This is a genomic window from Pseudomonas sp. B28(2017), from assembly GCF_002113025.1.
Lineage (GTDB): Bacteria > Pseudomonadota > Gammaproteobacteria > Pseudomonadales > Pseudomonadaceae > Aquipseudomonas.
This window is the reverse complement of the sequence record NZ_NEJH01000019.1, coordinates 1-18,371: the sequence shown is the minus strand read 5'-3', so window position 1 is coordinate 18,371 and position 18,371 is coordinate 1. Positions and strand designations below refer to the sequence as shown.

Here is an 18,371-nt window from a genome sequence, read left to right as displayed (position 1 = left end):
CTTTGCAATGGCTCAGGGGCTAAACGCTCAGGCGCATGGCCAGGGCAGACAAGGTGATGAGCAGAATCGGCAGCGTCAGGACTACGCCGACCCTGAAGTAGTAACCCCAGGTAATGCGGATACCCTTGCGCTCCAGAACATGCAGCCAGAGCAGGGTGGCCAGACTGCCGATGGGGGTGATTTTGGGGCCCAGGTCAGAGCCGATGACATTGGCGTAGATCATGGCTTCACGTACCACACCCGTGGCGTCACTGGCTTGAATCGACAGGGCGCCCACCAGCACCGTGGGCATGTTGTTCATGCCCGATGACAGCAAAGCCGTGAGCAGGCCCGTGCCCAACGCGGCGCCCCAGATGCCGAATTCGGCCATGTAGTTCAGGGCCATTGTCATGGAGGTGGTCAGTCCGGCGTTTTTCAGCCCGAAAACCACCAGGTACATGCCCAGCGAAAAGATCACGACGTGCCAGGGCGCTTCACGCAGCACTCGTCGGGTGGAAATGACATGCCCGCGCGCAGCCACGGCGAACAGCATCGCGGCACAGACCGCTGCGATGGCGCTGATTGGAATGCCCAAGGGTTCCAGCGCAAACAGCCCGATCAACAACAAGACCAAAACAATCCAGCCGACGCGGAAGGTCAGGGGGTCTCGCACGGCACGTCGCGGATCCAGCACGTCTTCCAGTGAGTAGTGCCTGGGAATGTCACGCCGGAAAAACCAGTACAGCACCGCAAGAGTGGTCGCCACGGCAACGAAATTGACTGGCACCATGATCGAGGCGTATTCGCTGAAAGCCAGGTCGAAGTAGTCCGCCGAAACGATGTTGACCAGGTTGGACACCACCAGGGGCAAGCTCGCCGTGTCGGCGATAAAGCCGGCCGCCATGACGAACGCCAGGGTAGACGCTGGCGAAAAACGCAACGCGAGCAGTATTGAAACAACGATGGGGGTCAGGATCAGCGCTGCACCGTCATTGGCAAACAGCGCGGATACGCCGGCCCCCAGCAGTATCGTGAATACGAACAGGCGACGGCCGTCACCCTTGGCCCAGCGCGCCACATGCAACGCGGCCCATTGGAAAAATCCGGCCTCATCGAGCAACAAGCTGATGATGATGAGCGAGATGAATGTCGCGGTGGCGTTCCAGACAATGCCCCACACCACTGGAATATCGTCCAGCGTCACGACGCCCGCAAACAGGGCCAGAACGGCTCCCAGGGAGGCGCTCCAGCCGACGCCCAGGCCCTTGGGTTGCCAGATGACCAGCACCATGGTGAGCAGGAAAATGCTAAATGCAGTCAACATGTAAAGTCTCTACGAATGAAGGGTCAGCAGCAGGCGGAAGTGTTGAGAGGACGGTCGCCCATCGCGTTCAGGCGAGTGCTGTTGCCTTCAAGCCAATCGGCGTTTGCCAGCAACGTTGTCTCGAGAACGTCACGCACCCACGCCGGCAGGTCAGGATTGAGCCGGTAATACACCCACTGCCCCTGGCGGCGGTCCAGCAGCAGGCCGCATCCGCGAAGCTGTGCAAGATGGCGGGAAATTTTAGGCTGGCTGTCGTCCAGGGCACAGACCAGCTCACAAACGCATAACTCGCCTTCACGGGCGATGAGCAAAGTGGCCCGAGCGCGGGTCTCGTCGGACAGACATTTGAATACGGCGGCAGGATTGAGCATTTGCGGGGCTCGACACATATGGAAATTCGAATATACGTTTATCCATATATTCTCTGCAAGCCATTCGAGCTCTGGAAGGGGAAGGTCAGGCTCGGCAAGGCTGTTCAAGTAATGAGATAAACTTGCGCCATATCGGCACACGACAAAGGAGAGGTGATGAATGGAATCGTTTAGCGTTCGCGAGCTGAAAAGGACTGACGCTGAAGTGTTGCTGGCATTCGAAGTCCAAAACCGTGAATGGTTCGAATCCCATATTGATGCGCGCGACCCTGCTTTTTATTCATTGCGGGGCATCGCCGACCATATCGAAAGCTATTTATCCGATTTTGCCTTCGGCGCCTGGCACCCGTTTGTCATCGTCGATTCCAGTCAGACAATCGTTGGTCGAGCCAATCTGAAAAGTATCGACCTGGCGAAGGGGTCTGCTGAAGTGGGCTATCGGATCGCTCAACATGCATGCGGGCAGGGGCTGGCAACGTTGGCGCTGAGGCATCTTATCCAGCAGGCGCAGGTACGCTGGGGACTCGCGCAACTGGTTGCCTTTGCCTACAAGGAAAATCTGGGCTCAAGAAAAGTCCTCGATCGGTGTGGATTTCAACTGGAACAACACTCCTGCAACGAAAGCACGGGGAACGAGGAGCGATTTGTCCTGTTGCTTTAGATAAGACCCCCCGGTCATTCCTGCTGCGCTTGATCTTCTTCCACCTCTTTCCAGCTGTCATCCGGGTCAAAGCGCTTCATCGCTTTCGCCAGTTTTTCACCACCGGGTCCCAGGTCTTTCTCGAACACCTGGCCGTCATGGCTGATCATGAAACTCATCACTCCGGTGTCGTTGTATTTCGCCGGCCAGGCGATCAGTGCAAAGCCCCGGCTCATCTTGTCACCGATGAGATAACTGTAGGCGCCACCCGGTGCCGAAGGCCCCTGGCCATCAAGAATGCGGAAGCGGTAACCATGCCAGTCTTCGTCGGCAATGGCTTTGCCAAACGAAGGCCCTAGCGGGCTGATCTGATCGCTATCGTCTTCCGCCCAATAGAGTCCGTCGTGCTTGCCGGGGGTGCTGAAGATTTTCTGCGCATACTCGAGGGCGCCATCTCCGTCTCGATCGACCGACGCATAGTCCATCTGGGCGTCGTGATAGGCCAGCACCGACTGCACCGCGGCGAGTTCATTGCGGCCGATTTGACGTGCACGGATCTCGGCGCTACCGGCCTTCATGTCGAAGCGCCAACCGTCGGCTGCTTTTGTCATGGGGATTGGCAGTGTCCAGTTCTTGCTGCCGACCGCCAGGACTGCCTTGCGGTCACTGGTATTTTCAATGTGATGTTGCTCGCGGTATTGCTGCAAAAACGCGTCCACATCTTCGCGCTGCACGCCTTCACGGGGGATGTAATTGTGCCAGTCACTGCCCAGCAGCTCGGTCAGGCGTGCCTGGTCGGAGTGTTCCGTACCTAGTGCTTCAACGAACGCTTCAGCGGCCTTTTCTGGTGTTGGAAAGGCTTGCTGTGCCGTCGCCATACACGACCACGCCAAGCCGACAGCTATCGCAAGGACATGAGGGAGCAAGCCCGTGAGTCCCTTCACTCGAGGATGGTTTTTCAACGGCGGCCCCCCCTTTGACGCGCTGGTGGACTGGACGGCCGACTGATCTGGTGACCGGCCGATCGTGAGGCACTGGGGCGCTGGGCGGATGCCTGGCTCGCCCGGCCACGATTGGCCTGGAGGTTGGCCTGGGACGGTGAGCGCGCGCCGGCGAACGCATTGTTGCGGGCACTGCCGGTACTGGCGGCCGGCCGCTTGTTGGTTCCTTGACGCGTCTGCGCGAGGCCCTCTTTGCGCTGATTCAGCTGGGCGCTCTGGTTCCTGGGTTGCTGATCGGCCTGACGATTCACGTTCCTGGGCTGCTGATTGTCCCGGGTGTTTCTGGCAACACCCTGGCCTCTGTCAGCCGCCTTCGGTCTGTCTGCACCGGCCTGTAAGCGATTGCCGCCCGAGGTTCCGGACTGGAGTTTGCGCGCTTGATCTCGGGCCTGGAGGTTGCTGGTGGCAGGTCGCTCGATACCGTGTCTGTCCATTGAATTGCGGGCATTTTCTCGGGCCTGGGCGCGCTGGGCATTGTCCCCTCGATAGGCTTCACGCTGACTGGCACCGTTCAATTGGCGGCCGTACTGTTCGCGGCTCTTGTTGTCGCGATAGGGCACGCCATTGCGGTGCACCGGGTTGTGCTGCCATTTGTTCTGGTTGTTGGTGATGCGGTTGTTGGCGTTGATGTTGTTGTAGCGGTTGACGTCGATGTCGACGTCGTTATTGCCCCAGTCACATTCACCCCACAATGCCCCGACGATGGCCACGCCGGTACCAAACGCCAGCCCGGCCATCAAGGCCTGACCGGGGTAATAGGCGGGCGGCGGCGGATAGTACACGGGCGGCGACGCCGGATAGGCCCAGGTGCCGTAGGTGGTTGTCGGGTTATAGGTGGGGACGTACACCACCTGCGGATCGGAGGGCTGGATGATGATGGTGGAGCTGCTGGCCGGTGCCGCTTCCGGAGCAGGGGCTGGAGCCGCTGACTGGGTTGTGGTCGTGGCTGCCGGGGCCGGCGCCGCGACATTCTGGATCGTCACGTTCTGATACTGGTTGCTCTGCAGGTTGCCGGCAGCCTGGGCCTGGTGACGCAAGCGTTGTACGCCGTTCATGACATCGTCGGGCTGGGCCAGGAAGGCATCACCCAGACGTTGTACCCAGACGGGATCCTGACCCAGCGTTGCCAGAACCTGCGGGAAGGCGACCAGTGCCTGCACGCTCGGATCCCAGGGTTGGCTCGCCACTTGTTTGACCGCATCGTCACCCTTGGCGTCGGGGTGCGCTTTGGACCAGCTTACCGCCTCACCGACTTCCCCGGGGTAGGTGGTGGCCATCAATACCTGTGCCAGCAAGGGGTCGGGGTAAAGCGCAATGGGCGCCAGCATTTGATCCAGCTGTTCCTGGGTGAACACGGGATCCTTGGCCGCCGCTGTGACGGGCGCCGCATTGGCTGTGCTTGCCGGTGCCGGTGCCGGAGCGGCGGCGGTCCCATCCGTACCCAGTGCCAGGCAGGAAGATCCGCTCAATAGCAGTACGGCCGACAACGCGTAAAACAATGGAATGTGCATTGCACCCCCATGTGGTCAGGCAGGCTTGAAATGAGTGGATCATCCCTGGCAGGTGCAAGCCGGCTTTGCAAGCCACAGAGCTCGGCCTCGATACCGCTTTCTAATGTTAGCAGCTCATTTCAAGAACCCCGGTTGTCTTTAAAAGGGTGTGACGCTGATCCCGATCAAGATGCGCTGGCATCGCTTTCGTGTTCTTCGGCAAATGCCATGAAGACCTTCAGGTCCAGCACCTCCAGCTTGATCTGGGCAATGAACGCCGAGAAGGCCAGGTTGGCGGCCAGGATACGCAGATCAGACGCCCAGGCCGGAAGATAGACCGGTGCCTTGAGCCAGCCGGAGTCGAAAAGTGGCGCCAGACGTACGGTGTCGGCCAGGCTCAGGCGCCCTGCAAACAAATGCCCGATCAGTTCCGGCCGGTTATCGCGGATTGCAATACGCAGCAGAGTATGGACACCGAGCAGTCCGGTCAGGTAAGCGGCGTCCTTGGTAAACGCCGAACCGCCCCGCAGATCGACACCACGGAACACTCGTTGGCTTGAGCGGAACGATTCCTCTTGTGTCTGCCCGGCCGCCAGAAAACCTTCGAACACCTGGATGAAATCGGCGCCCTCCAGCGCCTGCTGGACGGCAAGTACGCGCAGGGCCAGGCGACGCAGGCGATTGATGTCCATGCTGCCGGTGAACAGTTCGGCCAGGGTGGCAATGCCTTCCTGGGTCTGGGTCGTGCGGGGCGCTCCCAGGCCCAGGCTTGTGAGGTTGGGCTGCCGCGCGCCGTTTTGTGCCGTGGCGACATGCACGAAGGCCTCGTGTTGCAGCAGCTGATTCTTGTCCAGCTCCGAGAACAGTGCGCTGGCCCGCAGGCGAATGCGGCTCGATCCGGCGATGGCCTTGGCGGCCAGGTTCGGATCGAGCACGACCGTGATCTGCCCGACACCGAAGAAATGGTCCAGCTCCGGTTGAAGCCAGGCGGCGAACGCCTTGGCCGGGATCTCGGCCGGGCTCGGTGGAATCCGTGCACCGCCCAGCAGGGCGTCGGTGGTCTTGAGGAAGAAATTGGCGGCGTCGAGCATGCTCAGTTGCAAGCGCGTGTAATAGAAATCCGGGCGCCGGTACAGCGCCGACGAATAGTGGGTAAACGCCGGGGTACCAATGGCCCCCAGCATGTGTCCGGCCGTGGCATAGCTACGGGCGGTCATGGCGAGGTAGTTCCCGGCCGGATGCCCCACATCGCAACGGCGGATAAAGGTTTCCAGGGCGGCGATGTCGTTGCTGTGGTCGCGGGGCTGCAACTCGACTCTGGGTAACGCAGCCCGCCCGCCGCGCCATTTCGCCAGGAAGTCTTCCTCGACCCCATCCGGCCAGGACAGGGCATCCAGCACGCGGATCTTGCGGGTCAGGCCGGGCAGGGCGGCATCGAGCTCGGACAGGGCGGCGGCGCTCATGGATATCTCCTTGAGGGAGGAAGTGGCGTTACAAAAGCTTAGTCGTCGCGCGCAGTTACGTGTTGAGCTGGCTACGTGTTGAGCTGGCGGGCCGAGCGAGCAAAGTCGATGAATGCCTTGAGCGCTGCGGGCACATGACGGCGGCTCGGGTAGTACAAGTGCAGGCCCGGATAGTAGGGGCACCAATCGGCCAGCACCTGGGTCAAGCGGGCATCAGCCAGATACCCGCTGACCATGTCCTCGAACACATAGGCCAAACCCACGCCTTGCAATGCCGGGCCGATCATCAGGCTGACATCGCCGAGCGTGAGCGGACCGCTGACTTCGATTTCCTGGGTGATCGCGCCGCGTTCGAATTCCCATCGGTACATCGCGCCGCTGGGGAAGCGATGGCGGATGCACGGCAGGCCATGCAAGTCCTCGGGTTTGTGTGGTGCGACATGCCGTTCGAAGAATACTGGTGAGCCCACGACCACCGAGCGCATGTTCGTCCCGATGGGCAGTGAAACCATATCGGCTTCCAGACGGTTGCCAAAGCGTACCCCCGCGTCAAAGCCGCCGGCGACCACGTCCACCAAGGCGTCGCTTTCGACGATCTCCAGGTGGATATCCGGGTACGCCTGCAAGAACTGGCTGACAATCGGCAGCAGCACCAACTCACACGCCTGTCGACCTGCGGTGATGCGCAGGTTGCCTGAGGGCTTGTCGCGAAAGTTGTTGAGGTCTTCCAGTGCATCGTCGATGTCACGAAAGGCCGGTGTGAGCCGGGCGTAAAGTCGTTCCCCTGCGTCAGTCAAGGCCACGCTGCGGGTGGTGCGGTTGAACAGCCGTACGCCCAGGCGATTCTCCAGGGCGCGCAATGAGTGACTAAGGGCCGAGGGCGTGAGGCCGAGTTCCACTGCCGCACGACTGAAGTTCAGGTGCCGGGCGATGCACAGGAAAATCGACAGGTCGGCGGTGGAGGGGGATGTCATTTGTGAGCGCCTTTCACTAAGTCATGCAAATTTGCTGGGATTATCGCATCAGTAACACGAGCTTAAAGTCGCATCAACTCATCGAGAAGGCCCGGCAATGTCGCACGGGTCGCTGACAGGAGGAGTTGAAATGCGTACCTGGTTCATTACTGGCGCTTCCCGTGGTTTTGGCACCCTCATCGCAGAACACGCCCTGCGTGCCGGCGACGCGGTTATCGCCACTGCCCGCAATCCACAAGACATCACTGACCGTCTGGGTGATCACCCGAACCTGCTCGCCGTGCGGCTGGACGTCACTCGAGAGCAAGAAGCGCATCTGGCTGTCGCAGAAGGTATCAAGCGTTTCGGGCGCATTGACGTGCTGATCAACAACGCCGGTTTCGGTGTGCTGGGCGCGGTGGAAGAAACCAGTGCCAGCGAAACGGAGCGTCTGTTCGCCACCAACGTGTTCGGTGTGCTCAATGTCACCCGTGCCGTACTGCCGCACATGCGTCGCCAGCGTAGCGGTCATGTCATCAACATCTCGTCGATCGGCGGCTATCAGGCCTACATGGGCTGGGGTGTCTACGGTTCCACCAAGTTTGCGGTGGAGGGCATTACCGAAGCGCTGCATCAGGAACTGGCACCCTTGGGCATCCATGCGACAGTTGTCGAGCCCGGGTTCTTCCGTACCGACTTCCTGGACGAGCAGTCGCTGATCAAGACCGCCCTGGAACTGTCGGACTACGAGGAAACCGTGGGCAAGATGCGCCAGTTTGCCGAAGGCGCCAATCATGCGCAGCCTGGTGATCCGGTGAAGTTTGCCGAAGCGATGCTCGCGCTGGTCAACGCCCCCAAGCCACCACAACGCCTGGCGCTGGGCAGCGACACCGTGACACGAATCGAGGCGAAAAACCGTTTTGTGCAAGCGGAACTGACCGAATGGAAAGCGCTGGCGCTGTCCACCGACTTCAAGGTCTGACGTGGCGGTGTAACGTGCGGTTCAACAGGTTTCGCAAAGACCGGGCGGGTCCCGGTTTTTGCGTGTGCGATGACGGCGATCATGCGGCCGGTTAACCCGGCCTCAGAGCAGACTCCACGACACCCCGACGTACATCGCCATGCCTTCACCGGGCGTGGATCGTGCGGCGTCCAGCCCTTTGTCGTCGTAGCCCGGCGTGACGGTGGCGGCATAGTGCTTGTCGGTAAGGTTGCGCAGGTCCAGCCAGGTCTGCCAGTCGCCCTTGGGCGCGTTGTAGCCCAGCGTCGCGCCGAATATTGCGTAGGGATCGGTGTAGTAGCTGTTGGCGTAATCGACGGCCACTGTGGACACCCATTGCGTGTTGAATGCGGCGAAGAAGCCTTGTGGCCAGTCGTAGCGCAGTTCGCCATGGTAATAGTGCATCGGCAGGCCCGGCAGGCGGTTGTCGCCAAAGCGGTCATCGTCGCGATAGTGGAAGTCACTGAAGGTATAGCTCTGGCGCAGGCTCAATTGGCCGCCATCATCCGGCGACCAAAGCGGGCTCAGCAGGCTGGCTTCCACGCCCTGGTGCACGGTGGGGCTGGCGTTGAGCTCGTAGGGCGTGGTGGCGCTGGCATCCGGCAACACCGAAAGCAATTCATGGCGTACCTGGGCGTAGTACCAGGCCAGGCTCCACTGCCCCAAAGTGCTGTCACCACGGCCACCGATTTCCAGGGTGGTGGCGGTCTGGTTTTGCAGCTTGACTGGATCGCGCTGGGCCCCGGTGGCGACACCGCTGCCGGCGGGGAATCGAATGTTGGAGCTATAAATCAGCGACCACGGGTGTGGCGCCTCGACCGAGCGACTGAGATTGCCGAACAGTTGCAGGTCAGGTGCCAATTGGTAGCGCATGCCCACGCGCGAGGCGTAGTCCCAGTCGTGCAGGCTGGTCTTGCCACCTTCCTGCGGGTAGGTGACATCGCTTTCACGACGGGTGTAGAGGGCGGCGAGGCCGGTGGTCAGCCACAGGTCGTCGGCAATCTCCAGGTCATTGCCGACATGCAGGACCGTGTCCGAACCCTGGTAGGTGAAGTTGCGAATCAGCGTGCCCGGCGCGTAGCCGGCGGTGTTAGCGCTGGGGATGCGCACGAACTCGCTGGCGCCGGCATTGGGCAGGTGTCTGGTTACGCGCAGGCCCAGCGTGCTTTGGCTTTGCAGACCCCACAGCGTGTCGCGACGCTTGTAGTCGAACGTGCCGCTGACATCCGTGTACGCCACCTTCAGGCGGTTGGGGCCCTCACTCAAGTCCATGGGATAATCGTGGTAGACAAGGCCGGTCTGGATGCTCGAGTCGTCATCGATGTACCAGGTGGTCTTGTTGCCGATAAACGTACTGCCGGGCTCGTCGCGGCGGTCGTCCCGAGCCACGTAGGTAGGGTTGGCCGCCCGAGGGTCGTGCTCGATGGAGTGCTTGGTCACGCGTCCCGCGAGCTCGTTGTCGGTCTGCCGGTGGCGCAGGTAGAAGCGTGTTTCCAGGTCGGAATTGAGGCGATAACCGAAGTTGGCGATGACGCCCTGGCTCTCGCTGGCCGTATGGTCCTGGTAGCCGTCGGCGTTTGCCTCGGTCATGGCCACGTAGTAATCGAAGTCGCCGAGCACTTGCCCGGAACTGACTTGGCGCTGGAGGTAGCCGTGGCTGCCCGTTGCGTAGCGCACCTGCAACAACGGTGAGTCGTAGCCGGTGTGGCTGACGTAATCGATGGCACCGCCCAGGGCCAGTGCGCCCCGGTCGAAACCGTTGGCGCCGCGCAGCACTTCCACATGCTCGAGCCACAGCGGTTCCAGCAATTCATAGGGCGTGCCGCCAGGGCCGGTCAGAGGCAGACCGTCGAGCATGGTGTACAGCCCCGAGGCGTGGGCACCCGGTGCACGGTTGATGCCCGAGCCGCGAATCGAAATCTTCACCCCTTCGTTGCCCGCCGACTGGGCATAGATCCCGGGCTGGTAAGCCAGCACATCCTGGTTGCTGGCCACGCGTCCCTGCAACGGACGGCGCAGGTCGACCATATTGGTGCCGCCGGGTACCTGGGCCAGCCGAGCCTTGGCGGCCTCGATCACCTGGTCTTCGTCGCTCTGGTCCTCAGCCCCGATCAGCACTTGTCCCAGTTCCAGGCCCTGAGCCTCGGTCATGGCCGGGCAAACAAGGGCCAGGCCCAGCAACACAGCGGGCAAGGATTCAGGCGAGGGCATTGGGGGAGACTCCAGACATACAGCAACGGGCAATGAACAGTGCGACGCAAGAAAGGGCGAAGGAAACACATGGCAATCGCAGGAATCATTTCGGGCTATGCCGGCCTGACAACGCAGCAGATTCATGAAAGGGGGGGAGGGAGGAGGCCGCATTCTTGCTGCGGTGATTCGGGACGTGAAGCAGCCCTTCGCGAAAGGCTGCTTACGACTGTGGATTCAACGGGGCGATGCCACTCATTGGATTCTGGTAACCAGAATCCTGGTTAAACCCACACAGCAGCACCTTGGGTGCTGCATTTGAGGCTTGAGGCCGCACATTTCTGACGGCCTCGGGCGCGCTACACGGATCAGCTGTTGCTGTGATCGGCGACCTTGGCTTTGCTTTGAGCTACAGCGGCTTCAGCTTTCTGTTTCTGGGCAACCTGGAAGGCTTCCATCGAGACTTTCCGGGCCGACTCCATGCGAGTGAAGGTGCGATCACCGCCACCTGTGGCCATGGCCAGGGAAGAAGCGGTCAGAGCGGCGGCTACGAAGAGAACTTTCATGGATTTCATTTGGGTTTCCTCAAGTTGAGAGTTGGTAAATAACTAGAATTTGTAAATAACGAATAACGGTATGTATTGGCTAAAGCAGAACCTGCCTGTTCAACCTGGCTTCACCATCAAGCCAGGGCGGCGTTTCGTGCGGTCCAGGTGTCTTGTTCCAGACGCCCTTCGGTGCCTTTGTTTTTTGCATAGGCGGTGAGCAGTACCATCGCTGCGAATCCACCAACGATGAGAGCCGGATAGGCTGCCAGCAACTCGACCAGCGAGTACTTCCAGGCCAGCGGACGACCAACACCGAGCATGGCGGCATAGAACCACGACACGGCAGAGAGCGAGCCCGAGAACAGTGCCAGCATGCGCAGGCTGAAGGAAAGATTAAGTATCGAACCGGCTTTTTTCAGCGCCGGCAATACAGCGCTGTGCAACAGGAAACCATTAAAGGTCAACAGCACAACGATCCCGATCTTGGCTTGTAGTTTTGGATTAAGGAAATACTCCATCCCCTTGCCGGCATAATCGATCCCGACAATACCAATGCCCGTAATCCAGAGCGCCCAAAGTGCAAGTACTACGGTTTTTTGCAGGCTATCCATGTGCGCGTCATCATGGTGACCTGACGCATCTCCCTTCAGGAGTTGCTTGACCATTGCGACGTCACTGGTCAAGACCAGGCCGATTGCCACACAGCAGGCGATAAGGTGGAAATACACAACGCCCAAACGAACATATTCCACGGTGGACGAAGAAAACATACTAAGATCCATGGTTGCCTCTTTGTTCTAATAGTGAATCAACATGACTCTCGGCACGGCATGATTGGGGTTTGCCGTTACTGACTAAAGTCAAGATCCATCCATTACTATTAATTAATCTTGCGGCGTTACGCAGCCAAGATAAAAGTGAGCTTCACGAATGAACTATTATTCATTCGATACTTCCATTTTCAGGTAATAAAAAACCCCATTCGCACTCTTGGTGCATATGAGGTTTAACTTCCGCTTCTGGGGTCAGGTGAGGGTCAGAGCCCGTGTCACCTGCTGCGTATTCTGAACGGAAAAACCCGTCTCCGTTCATTTTTTGATCAATTTTACTGACCAACGGCAGTGTTCATGATTGGTGGCGTATTGCCATTTTTTGCGACGCAGACCGCGTCGTTACTGGCTTTTCGGCGCGTCGGAAGGTAGTCGAGAGCACCGCTGATTTTTTCGTGTTTTTTTCCGGATTCCATGGGGGAAATTGGAGAGGTATGACCAAATCAGTCATGAAAAACCCCTTGGTTGGGTTAACCAACCAGTTAAAAGCACTGCCATTTCTCCCTCGAAAAAGCACATTTTCGGCATGGCCACAGTGGATGATTTTATATTGTGACCGGCAGTAATCGACCAATGGCCAGACATTCGAGTTGTATTTATAACAACCCTCAAACACGCCACCGGTCAAGAATCGGACCCACCGGAAGGGCGGGTCCGTTGGGGGTCAAAGTTTCGGCAATTGCCCGATGCGGCCCATCATCTCGGTCACGACCTGCAAGTCCAGCAGGAACTGCTCGGTGGTCTTGAACTCGTTGTCGTTGTGACCGGTGTATTTGACGTCCGGCATGGCCAGGCCGAATTGCACGCCATTAGGCAGTTCGTGCACCGACGTGGCGCCGGCGGAGGTGCCGAACTTGTGTTTCATGCCGAGGTTTTCGCTGGCCACCGCGAGCAGGGCCTTGACCCATTCACCTTCGGGGTTACGGTACATCGGTTCGGCAATCGACAGGTCGAAGGTCGGTGCGATCCTGGTCTTCTTGCTCCAGGTGTCCAGCTTTGCAGCGATTTCGGATTTGAGTGCTTCAGGTGATTTTCCCTTCGGCACGCGCAGGTTCACTGCGAGCTTGAAGGCTTTGTCATCCGTCCCGACATAGGTCAGGGACGTGGTCAGGGGGCCCATGAACTCATCGGAAAAGCCGACACCCAATTTGCCACCCAGGTAATCCAGCCCCCAGTTGTCGGCGGCGTAGCGGGCAGCGTCGGTGATCTGGTTGTGCTTGAGTGCTACCTTGCCGTCGAGGCTATTGATGAAGTCGAGCATCCTGGCCACCGGGTTGATACCGGACTCGGGCTCGGAGGAGTGCGCGGACACGCCGGTGACCGTCAGTGTGACGTCCTTGCCGTCGGCCTTGGCAGCGACCTCGAAGTTGCCGCCGTTGCGCTTGGCATACTCGGCACCGGCCTTTTGCAGACTGGCGACCAGTTCGGCGGGCTTGTCGCTTACCAGGGTCGCGACCGATGTCGACGGAATCTGGTTGGTGGCCATACCGCCGGTCATTGCGGTGATTTCCGCGCCCTGGCCTTCAGCGTTGCGCTTGGCGAAGCTGGCCATGACGGTGCCGTAGCCTTTCTCGGCGATCACCACCGGGTAACCACCATCCAGCGCCAGGTTGTAGTTGGGGGTCGGGTTGCGTTCGAAGTAGTAGGGGATCGCGTCGCCCGTTGTTTCTTCGGTGGTGTCGACCAGCAGCTTGAAGTTTCTGGCCAGCGACAGCTGCTCTTCCTTGATGATTTTCATGGCGTAGAGCGCCACCACGATGCCGTTCTTGTCATCCTCGGTGCCGCGGCCATACATGCGATCGCCGACCAGGGTGACCTTGAACGGATCAAGGCGAGTGCCGTCCTGTAACACCCAGTTCTCTGGCGTCACTGGCACCACATCGGCATGGGCGTGAATGCCCACGACTTCTTCGCCGGTGCCTTCGAGGGAGATCTCATAGACGCGGTTGTCGATGTTGCGAAAATTCAGGTTGAACGCCTGGGCGAGACCCTTGATCTTCTCGGCAATCCTGATGAATTCGGGGTTGTCGTGCTGGGCAACGCCGTCCACACGCACGGTCGGTATGGCCACCAGCTCCTTCAAGGTTTCGGTGGCCGCTCTGCCGTATTTCACCCGCGCATAGAGGCCAAGCAAACGATGGATCCGGTTTTGCTGCTCAGCGGTAAGCGACTTGTCGTCGAGGAACGCACGGATGGCTGGGCCGAGGTCGTCGGTTTTGGCAATATCGCTCTTGGTCAAACCTTCCAGGAACTGCCTGAAATCCTTGACCGACGCATCACTGAAGGACTTCAGGATGAATGCGCTCTGTTGTGGCGTGATGTTGGCCTGGGCAGCGCTGGTGAATGAAGAAAGGCTGGCAAGCATGAGGGTGGTCGCAGCCAGGTGTTTGAGTGAAAAATCCATTGCAGGGGGCATTCCTTTGCAGGTGGTTTGTAAGAAATATCTGATCGTTTGATCAGAAACATTTGCAAGCTAACACCACGAGCGTGTGAAGCGGGAGCCCCTGAAGTGGGATCTGTCGCACAGAAATGCAAAAGCGGCGCAGAAACGAAAAACCGCTCGATCAATGCTTACATTCCGAGAACACCACTTTGCAGGTATCCGGAGTGCCGCCGGATCGGCCGGAATAGCGTATGCAATTACTCAGGGATTTCTGGCGAGCGATGTCCAAAGTATCACCCCAGGCGAGGCCACCCTCGCCGACGGTGGGGAGTGCCTTTGCAAAGCAGACTGAGCCGGTGTTTGAGGCTGGCACTAGAACTGGAGCTGGATCTGTAGCTGGATCTGTAGCCATAGCCGTAGCCGTGCTGGCTTTGCCTGAACATCCGGCCAGCAGCGCCAGATTGGCGGCGAGCAGGGAAAACAGGATCCATGACGAGCGTCGGCGCGCAGTTTGTCCTGTCATCCCGGTTCCCCTGTTCAAGAGGCGTGTTCAGGGTTGTGTCTATTCAGCTTAGGCCCCGGTCAGGACATCAGCCAGCTTCGGCTGGTTTTTTCCTCAATCGAAAGAGTCATGTGTTTTTGGCATTGGTCCTGTCCGATTGGCTCTATAGACCACTGAACATACTGATGATCACGGCATTGACCAGGTCAATGAAAAAGCCACACACCAGCGGCACGATCAGGAAGGCCTGGTGGGCCGCACCGTACTTTTGCGTCACGGTCGACATGTTGACGATGGCCGTCGCCGTGGAACCGAGGGCAATCCCGCCGAATCCGGAAGCAATCACGCTGGCTTCGTAATTGCGCCCCATGCAACGGAACACCACAAAATACGTATAGAGGACCGTCAGCAGAATTTGCAGGGTCAATGCACACAGAATGAACATCAACGCGCCGCTGAGTTGCCATAGCTGGAGCCCCATCAGGGCCATGGTCAAAAACATGCCCAGACAGATATCGGAGATCAGTGACAGGCCCAGGCTGGCACCGCTCCAGGTTTTCAGTCGTTGATCGCCCACAAAGGCGAGAACGAGGTGGTGAATGACAATGCCCGCGAACAGGCAACTGACAAACTTCGGCAAGGTAACGCCGGCTTCGACCAGCAGCAGGTTGAGCCCATAGCCGAGCATCAGGGTCAGGTTGAGCCACATCCAGGCCCAGAGCACGTCGTAGTAGTCCAGTGGCTTGCTAGGTTGCTGCTCGAGAATGCCGACTTCCAGGTCTGCGTCCCGGGACGGCGTCAGTTGATAGCGACGTATCAGTCGGTTGGCGATAGGACCGCCGATGACGCACGCGGCAATCAGGCCGACGGTGTTACTGGCGATGCCCAGTTCGTGCGCGTTACCGATGCCCAGTTTTTCGACGAAAAGCGGTGCCCAGGCCAGGGTGGTGCCCACTCCGCCCGTGAGGGAAATGGAGCCCACCATCAAGCCGGCCTTGGGATCGAGTCCAAAAGCCTCGGCCACACCCATGCCCAGCGAGTTCTGCAGGAGAATGAACACAGCGGCGAGCAGCAGCAGGATCAGCAGCGGGCGCCCACCCTTGAGTAGTTGGCGCATGTCCGATTTCAAGCCTATGCCGGCAAAGAAATAGAGCAGCAGGGTGTCGCGAACTTGCAGATCGAATTCGAGCTGGATATTCAGGCCGAAGTAAAGCAAGGACGTAACCGCCGCACAGACAAAGCCACCGACGACCGATTCGGGGATGCAGTATTGACGGAGAAAGGCGTTGTGCTGGACGAGGGTTTTGCCGAGGAAAAGCAGGAGGATGGCAAGGGTAAAACTCACGAGGCCATGAACCTGCAGAAGCTGTGAAGTCATTTAAGGCCTACCTAAAAACTGGAAAGTAATTATCAGGATTCGGTCATTCAATGTTTAGACCTGTATCAATGAATCGGTCGATACAGCAAATGCCAGCCGTAATTTTCCAGATGGCACCCGATTATCAGCTACGTCTGTGTGCCAGGAGTGAGGACAGCCTAGCCTAAATGGGAAAACCCAATGTGTCGGCATAGGCCGCCATCTCGCTGGCGATGGCCAATCAAATGCTTGACTTTAGTGCTCGCTCCTACAGTGAGTAGATCGTTATCAATGCACGGCCGGAAATGTGTTGACCTGACGGTTTCGTACCAACAGAATTTTTGTTCTCTTGTGTATTTCTAATAGGTCTGTTTGATGCGTAAATCATTTTCCGTCGTAGCGTTAAGTCTTCTTGTATCGCAGTACTCCTTTGCCGGCGAAGCCACTAACACGGCTCTCGGTGGCGGTGTCGGCGGCGCCCTTGGAAGCGTGGTCGGCCAGGCCATGGGAGGTAGCACGGGCGCCGCGATCGGAGCCGGTGTAGGCGGCGCGGCTGGGGGCGCAATGACGGCGAAGAGCGGCAAGAAGACTGAATCAGCTATTGGTGGAGGTCTCGGTGCAGCGGGCGGTCAGATCATCGGCAACAGTGTCGGCGGTTCCACCGGTGGCTTGATCGGCGCCGGACTGGGCGGCGCGGCAGGTGGTGCTATCGGCAACAATATGGCCGATGACGACGACCACCACAATTCCGACTACAAGCATAAGAACAAGAATAAGTATAAGCACAAACACAAGCATGACGACTGATTGCGGGTGATGAGATAGAGCTATCGAGACAGTTGTTTCAAAAAGGGGCGGGCTAACGCCCTCCCTGATTGCCGCCAACAGCGCAGACCAGCGACCCGGCTACATTCAATTCATCTTCCACAGTAATGACCATCTCCATGTGTAAAGACCACTGCATTGCGGTCGGTCCAGCACAAGTTGCTGAAAGCTTGTCTTGAAAACGCAAATGCTAATTTGTATCATTAGTTTTCAACATCAGCGAAGCAAGGAACGCAGCGCCCAAACAATAATAAGGTCAAGGCAATGCTCAAAATGCTTCTCGTATACGGTCATCTGCTCGCTACATGTATTGCCCTGGGGAGGGTGTTGCAGGCGGATCACAAGCTTTGGAGTTGGCGCAAGGAAACACTGGACCAGGCGCGGCTTGAGTACATTGATGAAACTCAGAGGATCGTCAGCCTCTCCCTGTTGGCCCTTTGGGCAAGCGGAATGTTGCTGGTGCTCCAGGGGTACCTCAATGAAGGCGACGCGTATTTGCTCAATCAGAAACTCTGGGCCAAGGTAACTGTTGTCGCGTTGCTTAGCCTGAACGGTGCATTGTTGCATCGAGTCGGCTTCCCGCTGCTGCAAAAGGCTTCATTCGTTGCACTGCGCAGTGCAGGGCGCACACGGCTCGCCTTGTTGGGCGCGCTTTCCATGAGCGGTTGGCTGTTCGCCGCTTTCCTGGGGGTGGCCCGAGCCTGGAATCACGTGTTGCCTTATCAACATGTGATGGGTGCATTCGCCGCATTCTCGTTGCTGGCTTGTTGTGTGGCACTTGCAGTCGCCAGCAGGGCGGGCAGTGTTGGTGCGCAAGAGACCTCGGTCCCTGGGTAGTTATCAATGACGTGCAGCCGGTTCGTTGGCTTGTGCGAAGTCTGCTGAATTGTGGCGAGCTTCAACGAATCGGGCTGCAGTCACGGGACATTTGCGTAAGCGCAGGATGCCTTCGTCCGGGAAGCAGGGGGAGAGGGTGAGTTCTTGGCCTGTTTGAAGACCTTCGGCTGCGCAAGAACTGCACCGGGATGTTCCAGGTCCGTCCCAACCGCCCAATTCCGGTGTTGCCACAGCCGCCATGTCTCGGTGATCGCCCGTGGTAGAGGCCTCTCGACCACTCGTCCTTTTTCCATGACCCATTGACCGCCTCCCGATAATTCGATGGTGTCCCCAACCGTCGGTCGGCTTTTACTTGTGCCAGTTGACCCGGAGCAAAAAAAGGTTAATTTCAATATGTGGGAAAAAATCCCACGCGAAAAAATTCAAGAGAGACTGTAAGTCTGACGGGTTGCTCCCTTGCCGCTCCCGGTTTGCAACGTGAACTGCGTTGGCACTGCTCGCGGCAAATCATCAGGAGAATGCACGATGAACGCTTACCTGCTTTTCAAGAAAGGTTTACTGGCGCTGGCCATCGGCGGCGTCCTCTCGGCTTCCATCGTTTTGGTACCGGACTCCGTTTCCCATGACTCGAGTGCCTATGCCAAGGATGGTGGCGGTGGCGGTGGCGGTGGCGGTGGT

Annotated in this window: 16 protein-coding genes; 4 read left to right on the top strand and 12 right to left on the bottom strand. The window is 58.7% G+C overall.

All coding sequences use genetic code 11. The features are described 5' to 3' along the window. Positions 1-19 precede the first annotated feature (19 nt). The gene (locus tag CAF65_RS26720; RefSeq protein ID WP_085718983.1) at positions 20-1,303 is read right to left on the bottom strand and encodes an arsenic transporter; all 1,284 of its coding nucleotides are present in this window, start codon (positions 1,301-1,303) and stop codon (positions 20-22) included. 23 nt (positions 1,304-1,326) lie between these two features. Further along, positions 1,327-1,674: a metalloregulator ArsR/SmtB family transcription factor gene (locus CAF65_RS26715; RefSeq protein WP_085718982.1), complete on the bottom strand. Its 348-nt coding sequence runs from the start codon at positions 1,672-1,674 to the stop codon at positions 1,327-1,329. 160 nt (positions 1,675-1,834) lie between these two features. Here CAF65_RS26715 and CAF65_RS26710 point away from each other — a divergent pair, with 160 nt between their 5' ends. Beyond that, positions 1,835-2,335 (top strand): GNAT family N-acetyltransferase, encoded by a 501-nt coding sequence (locus CAF65_RS26710; protein ID WP_085718981.1) that lies wholly within the window; start codon positions 1,835-1,837, stop codon positions 2,333-2,335. A 14-nt stretch (positions 2,336-2,349) separates the two neighbouring features. Here CAF65_RS26710 and CAF65_RS26705 read toward each other — a convergent pair whose 3' ends face one another. From CAF65_RS26705 to CAF65_RS26690, 4 genes are all read right to left on the bottom strand, one after another. After that, positions 2,350-3,192, bottom strand: a complete 843-nt coding sequence (locus CAF65_RS26705; RefSeq protein ID WP_085718980.1) for a DUF2950 domain-containing protein — start codon at positions 3,190-3,192, stop codon at positions 2,350-2,352. Between the two features lie 80 nt (positions 3,193-3,272). Beyond that, the gene (locus CAF65_RS26700) at positions 3,273-4,826 is read right to left on the bottom strand and encodes a DUF3300 domain-containing protein (RefSeq protein WP_085718979.1); all 1,554 of its coding nucleotides are present in this window, start codon (positions 4,824-4,826) and stop codon (positions 3,273-3,275) included. 164 nt (positions 4,827-4,990) lie between these two features. After that, positions 4,991-6,268 carry a flavohemoglobin expression-modulating QEGLA motif protein gene (locus CAF65_RS26695; protein WP_085718978.1) on the bottom strand — a complete coding sequence of 426 codons (1,278 nt, stop codon included), beginning with the start codon at positions 6,266-6,268 and terminating at the stop codon, positions 4,991-4,993. A 71-nt stretch (positions 6,269-6,339) separates the two neighbouring features. After that, positions 6,340-7,242 carry a LysR family transcriptional regulator gene (locus CAF65_RS26690; protein WP_085718977.1) on the bottom strand — a complete coding sequence of 301 codons (903 nt, stop codon included), beginning with the start codon at positions 7,240-7,242 and terminating at the stop codon, positions 6,340-6,342. Positions 7,243-7,372: 130 nt separating this feature from the next. On the opposite strand from CAF65_RS26690, the gene CAF65_RS26685 reads away from it, so the two are divergent. Beyond that, positions 7,373-8,203, top strand: a complete 831-nt coding sequence (locus CAF65_RS26685) for an oxidoreductase (protein WP_085718976.1) — start codon at positions 7,373-7,375, stop codon at positions 8,201-8,203. Positions 8,204-8,305: 102 nt separating this feature from the next. On the opposite strand, the gene CAF65_RS26680 is transcribed toward CAF65_RS26685, so the two are convergent. The 6 genes from CAF65_RS26680 to gltS form a co-directional block, all read right to left on the bottom strand. Continuing rightward, on the bottom strand, positions 8,306-10,432 hold the full coding sequence (locus CAF65_RS26680) for a TonB-dependent receptor domain-containing protein (protein WP_085718975.1): 2,127 nt from the start codon (positions 10,430-10,432) through the stop codon (positions 8,306-8,308). 347 nt (positions 10,433-10,779) lie between these two features. Further along, on the bottom strand, positions 10,780-10,986 hold the full coding sequence (locus tag CAF65_RS26675) for a co-regulatory protein PtrA N-terminal domain-containing protein (protein WP_057396381.1): 207 nt from the start codon (positions 10,984-10,986) through the stop codon (positions 10,780-10,782). Between the two features lie 107 nt (positions 10,987-11,093). After that, on the bottom strand, positions 11,094-11,741 hold the full coding sequence (locus tag CAF65_RS26670) for a hypothetical protein (RefSeq protein WP_085718974.1): 648 nt from the start codon (positions 11,739-11,741) through the stop codon (positions 11,094-11,096). A gap of 712 nt (positions 11,742-12,453) precedes the next feature. After that, entirely contained in the window at positions 12,454-14,193 is a 1,740-nt protein-coding gene (locus CAF65_RS26665) for a dipeptidase (protein ID WP_085718973.1), read from the bottom strand. A gap of 160 nt (positions 14,194-14,353) precedes the next feature. Next, on the bottom strand, positions 14,354-14,695 hold the full coding sequence (locus CAF65_RS28930) for a hypothetical protein (RefSeq protein ID WP_085718972.1): 342 nt from the start codon (positions 14,693-14,695) through the stop codon (positions 14,354-14,356). Between the two features lie 142 nt (positions 14,696-14,837). After that, positions 14,838-16,052, bottom strand: a complete 1,215-nt coding sequence (gltS, locus tag CAF65_RS26655; RefSeq protein ID WP_085718971.1) for a sodium/glutamate symporter — start codon at positions 16,050-16,052, stop codon at positions 14,838-14,840. 354 nt (positions 16,053-16,406) lie between these two features. Here gltS and CAF65_RS26650 point away from each other — a divergent pair, with 354 nt between their 5' ends. Both CAF65_RS26650 and CAF65_RS26645 read left to right on the top strand, forming a co-directional pair. Then, positions 16,407-16,838 (top strand): glycine zipper domain-containing protein, encoded by a 432-nt coding sequence (locus CAF65_RS26650; protein ID WP_085718970.1) that lies wholly within the window; start codon positions 16,407-16,409, stop codon positions 16,836-16,838. Positions 16,839-17,120: 282 nt separating this feature from the next. Then, positions 17,121-17,693 carry a DUF2214 family protein gene (locus tag CAF65_RS26645; protein ID WP_085718969.1) on the top strand — a complete coding sequence of 191 codons (573 nt, stop codon included), beginning with the start codon at positions 17,121-17,123 and terminating at the stop codon, positions 17,691-17,693. The last annotated feature ends 678 nt before the right edge of the window (positions 17,694-18,371 follow it).

Coding starts and splice junctions, on each gene's coding strand:
- CAF65_RS26680 (WP_085718975.1), bottom strand. CDS start 10,432: ATGCCCTCGCCTGAATCCTTGCCCGCTGTGTTGCTGGGCCTGGCCCTT.
- CAF65_RS26710 (WP_085718981.1), top strand. CDS start 1,835: ATGGAATCGTTTAGCGTTCGCGAGCTGAAAAGGACTGACGCTGAAGTG.
- CAF65_RS26705 (WP_085718980.1), bottom strand. CDS start 3,192: ATGGCGACGGCACAGCAAGCCTTTCCAACACCAGAAAAGGCCGCTGAA.
- CAF65_RS26675 (WP_057396381.1), bottom strand. CDS start 10,986: ATGAAATCCATGAAAGTTCTCTTCGTAGCCGCCGCTCTGACCGCTTCT.
- CAF65_RS26670 (WP_085718974.1), bottom strand. CDS start 11,741: ATGGATCTTAGTATGTTTTCTTCGTCCACCGTGGAATATGTTCGTTTG.
- CAF65_RS26720 (WP_085718983.1), bottom strand. CDS start 1,303: ATGTTGACTGCATTTAGCATTTTCCTGCTCACCATGGTGCTGGTCATC.
- CAF65_RS26645 (WP_085718969.1), top strand. CDS start 17,121: ATGCTCAAAATGCTTCTCGTATACGGTCATCTGCTCGCTACATGTATT.
- CAF65_RS26665 (WP_085718973.1), bottom strand. CDS start 14,193: ATGGATTTTTCACTCAAACACCTGGCTGCGACCACCCTCATGCTTGCC.
- CAF65_RS26650 (WP_085718970.1), top strand. CDS start 16,407: ATGCGTAAATCATTTTCCGTCGTAGCGTTAAGTCTTCTTGTATCGCAG.
- gltS (WP_085718971.1), bottom strand. CDS start 16,052: ATGACTTCACAGCTTCTGCAGGTTCATGGCCTCGTGAGTTTTACCCTT.
- CAF65_RS26700 (WP_085718979.1), bottom strand. CDS start 4,826: ATGCACATTCCATTGTTTTACGCGTTGTCGGCCGTACTGCTATTGAGC.
- CAF65_RS26695 (WP_085718978.1), bottom strand. CDS start 6,268: ATGAGCGCCGCCGCCCTGTCCGAGCTCGATGCCGCCCTGCCCGGCCTG.
- CAF65_RS26685 (WP_085718976.1), top strand. CDS start 7,373: ATGCGTACCTGGTTCATTACTGGCGCTTCCCGTGGTTTTGGCACCCTC.
- CAF65_RS26690 (WP_085718977.1), bottom strand. CDS start 7,242: ATGACATCCCCCTCCACCGCCGACCTGTCGATTTTCCTGTGCATCGCC.
- CAF65_RS28930 (WP_085718972.1), bottom strand. CDS start 14,695: ATGACAGGACAAACTGCGCGCCGACGCTCGTCATGGATCCTGTTTTCC.
- CAF65_RS26715 (WP_085718982.1), bottom strand. CDS start 1,674: ATGCTCAATCCTGCCGCCGTATTCAAATGTCTGTCCGACGAGACCCGC.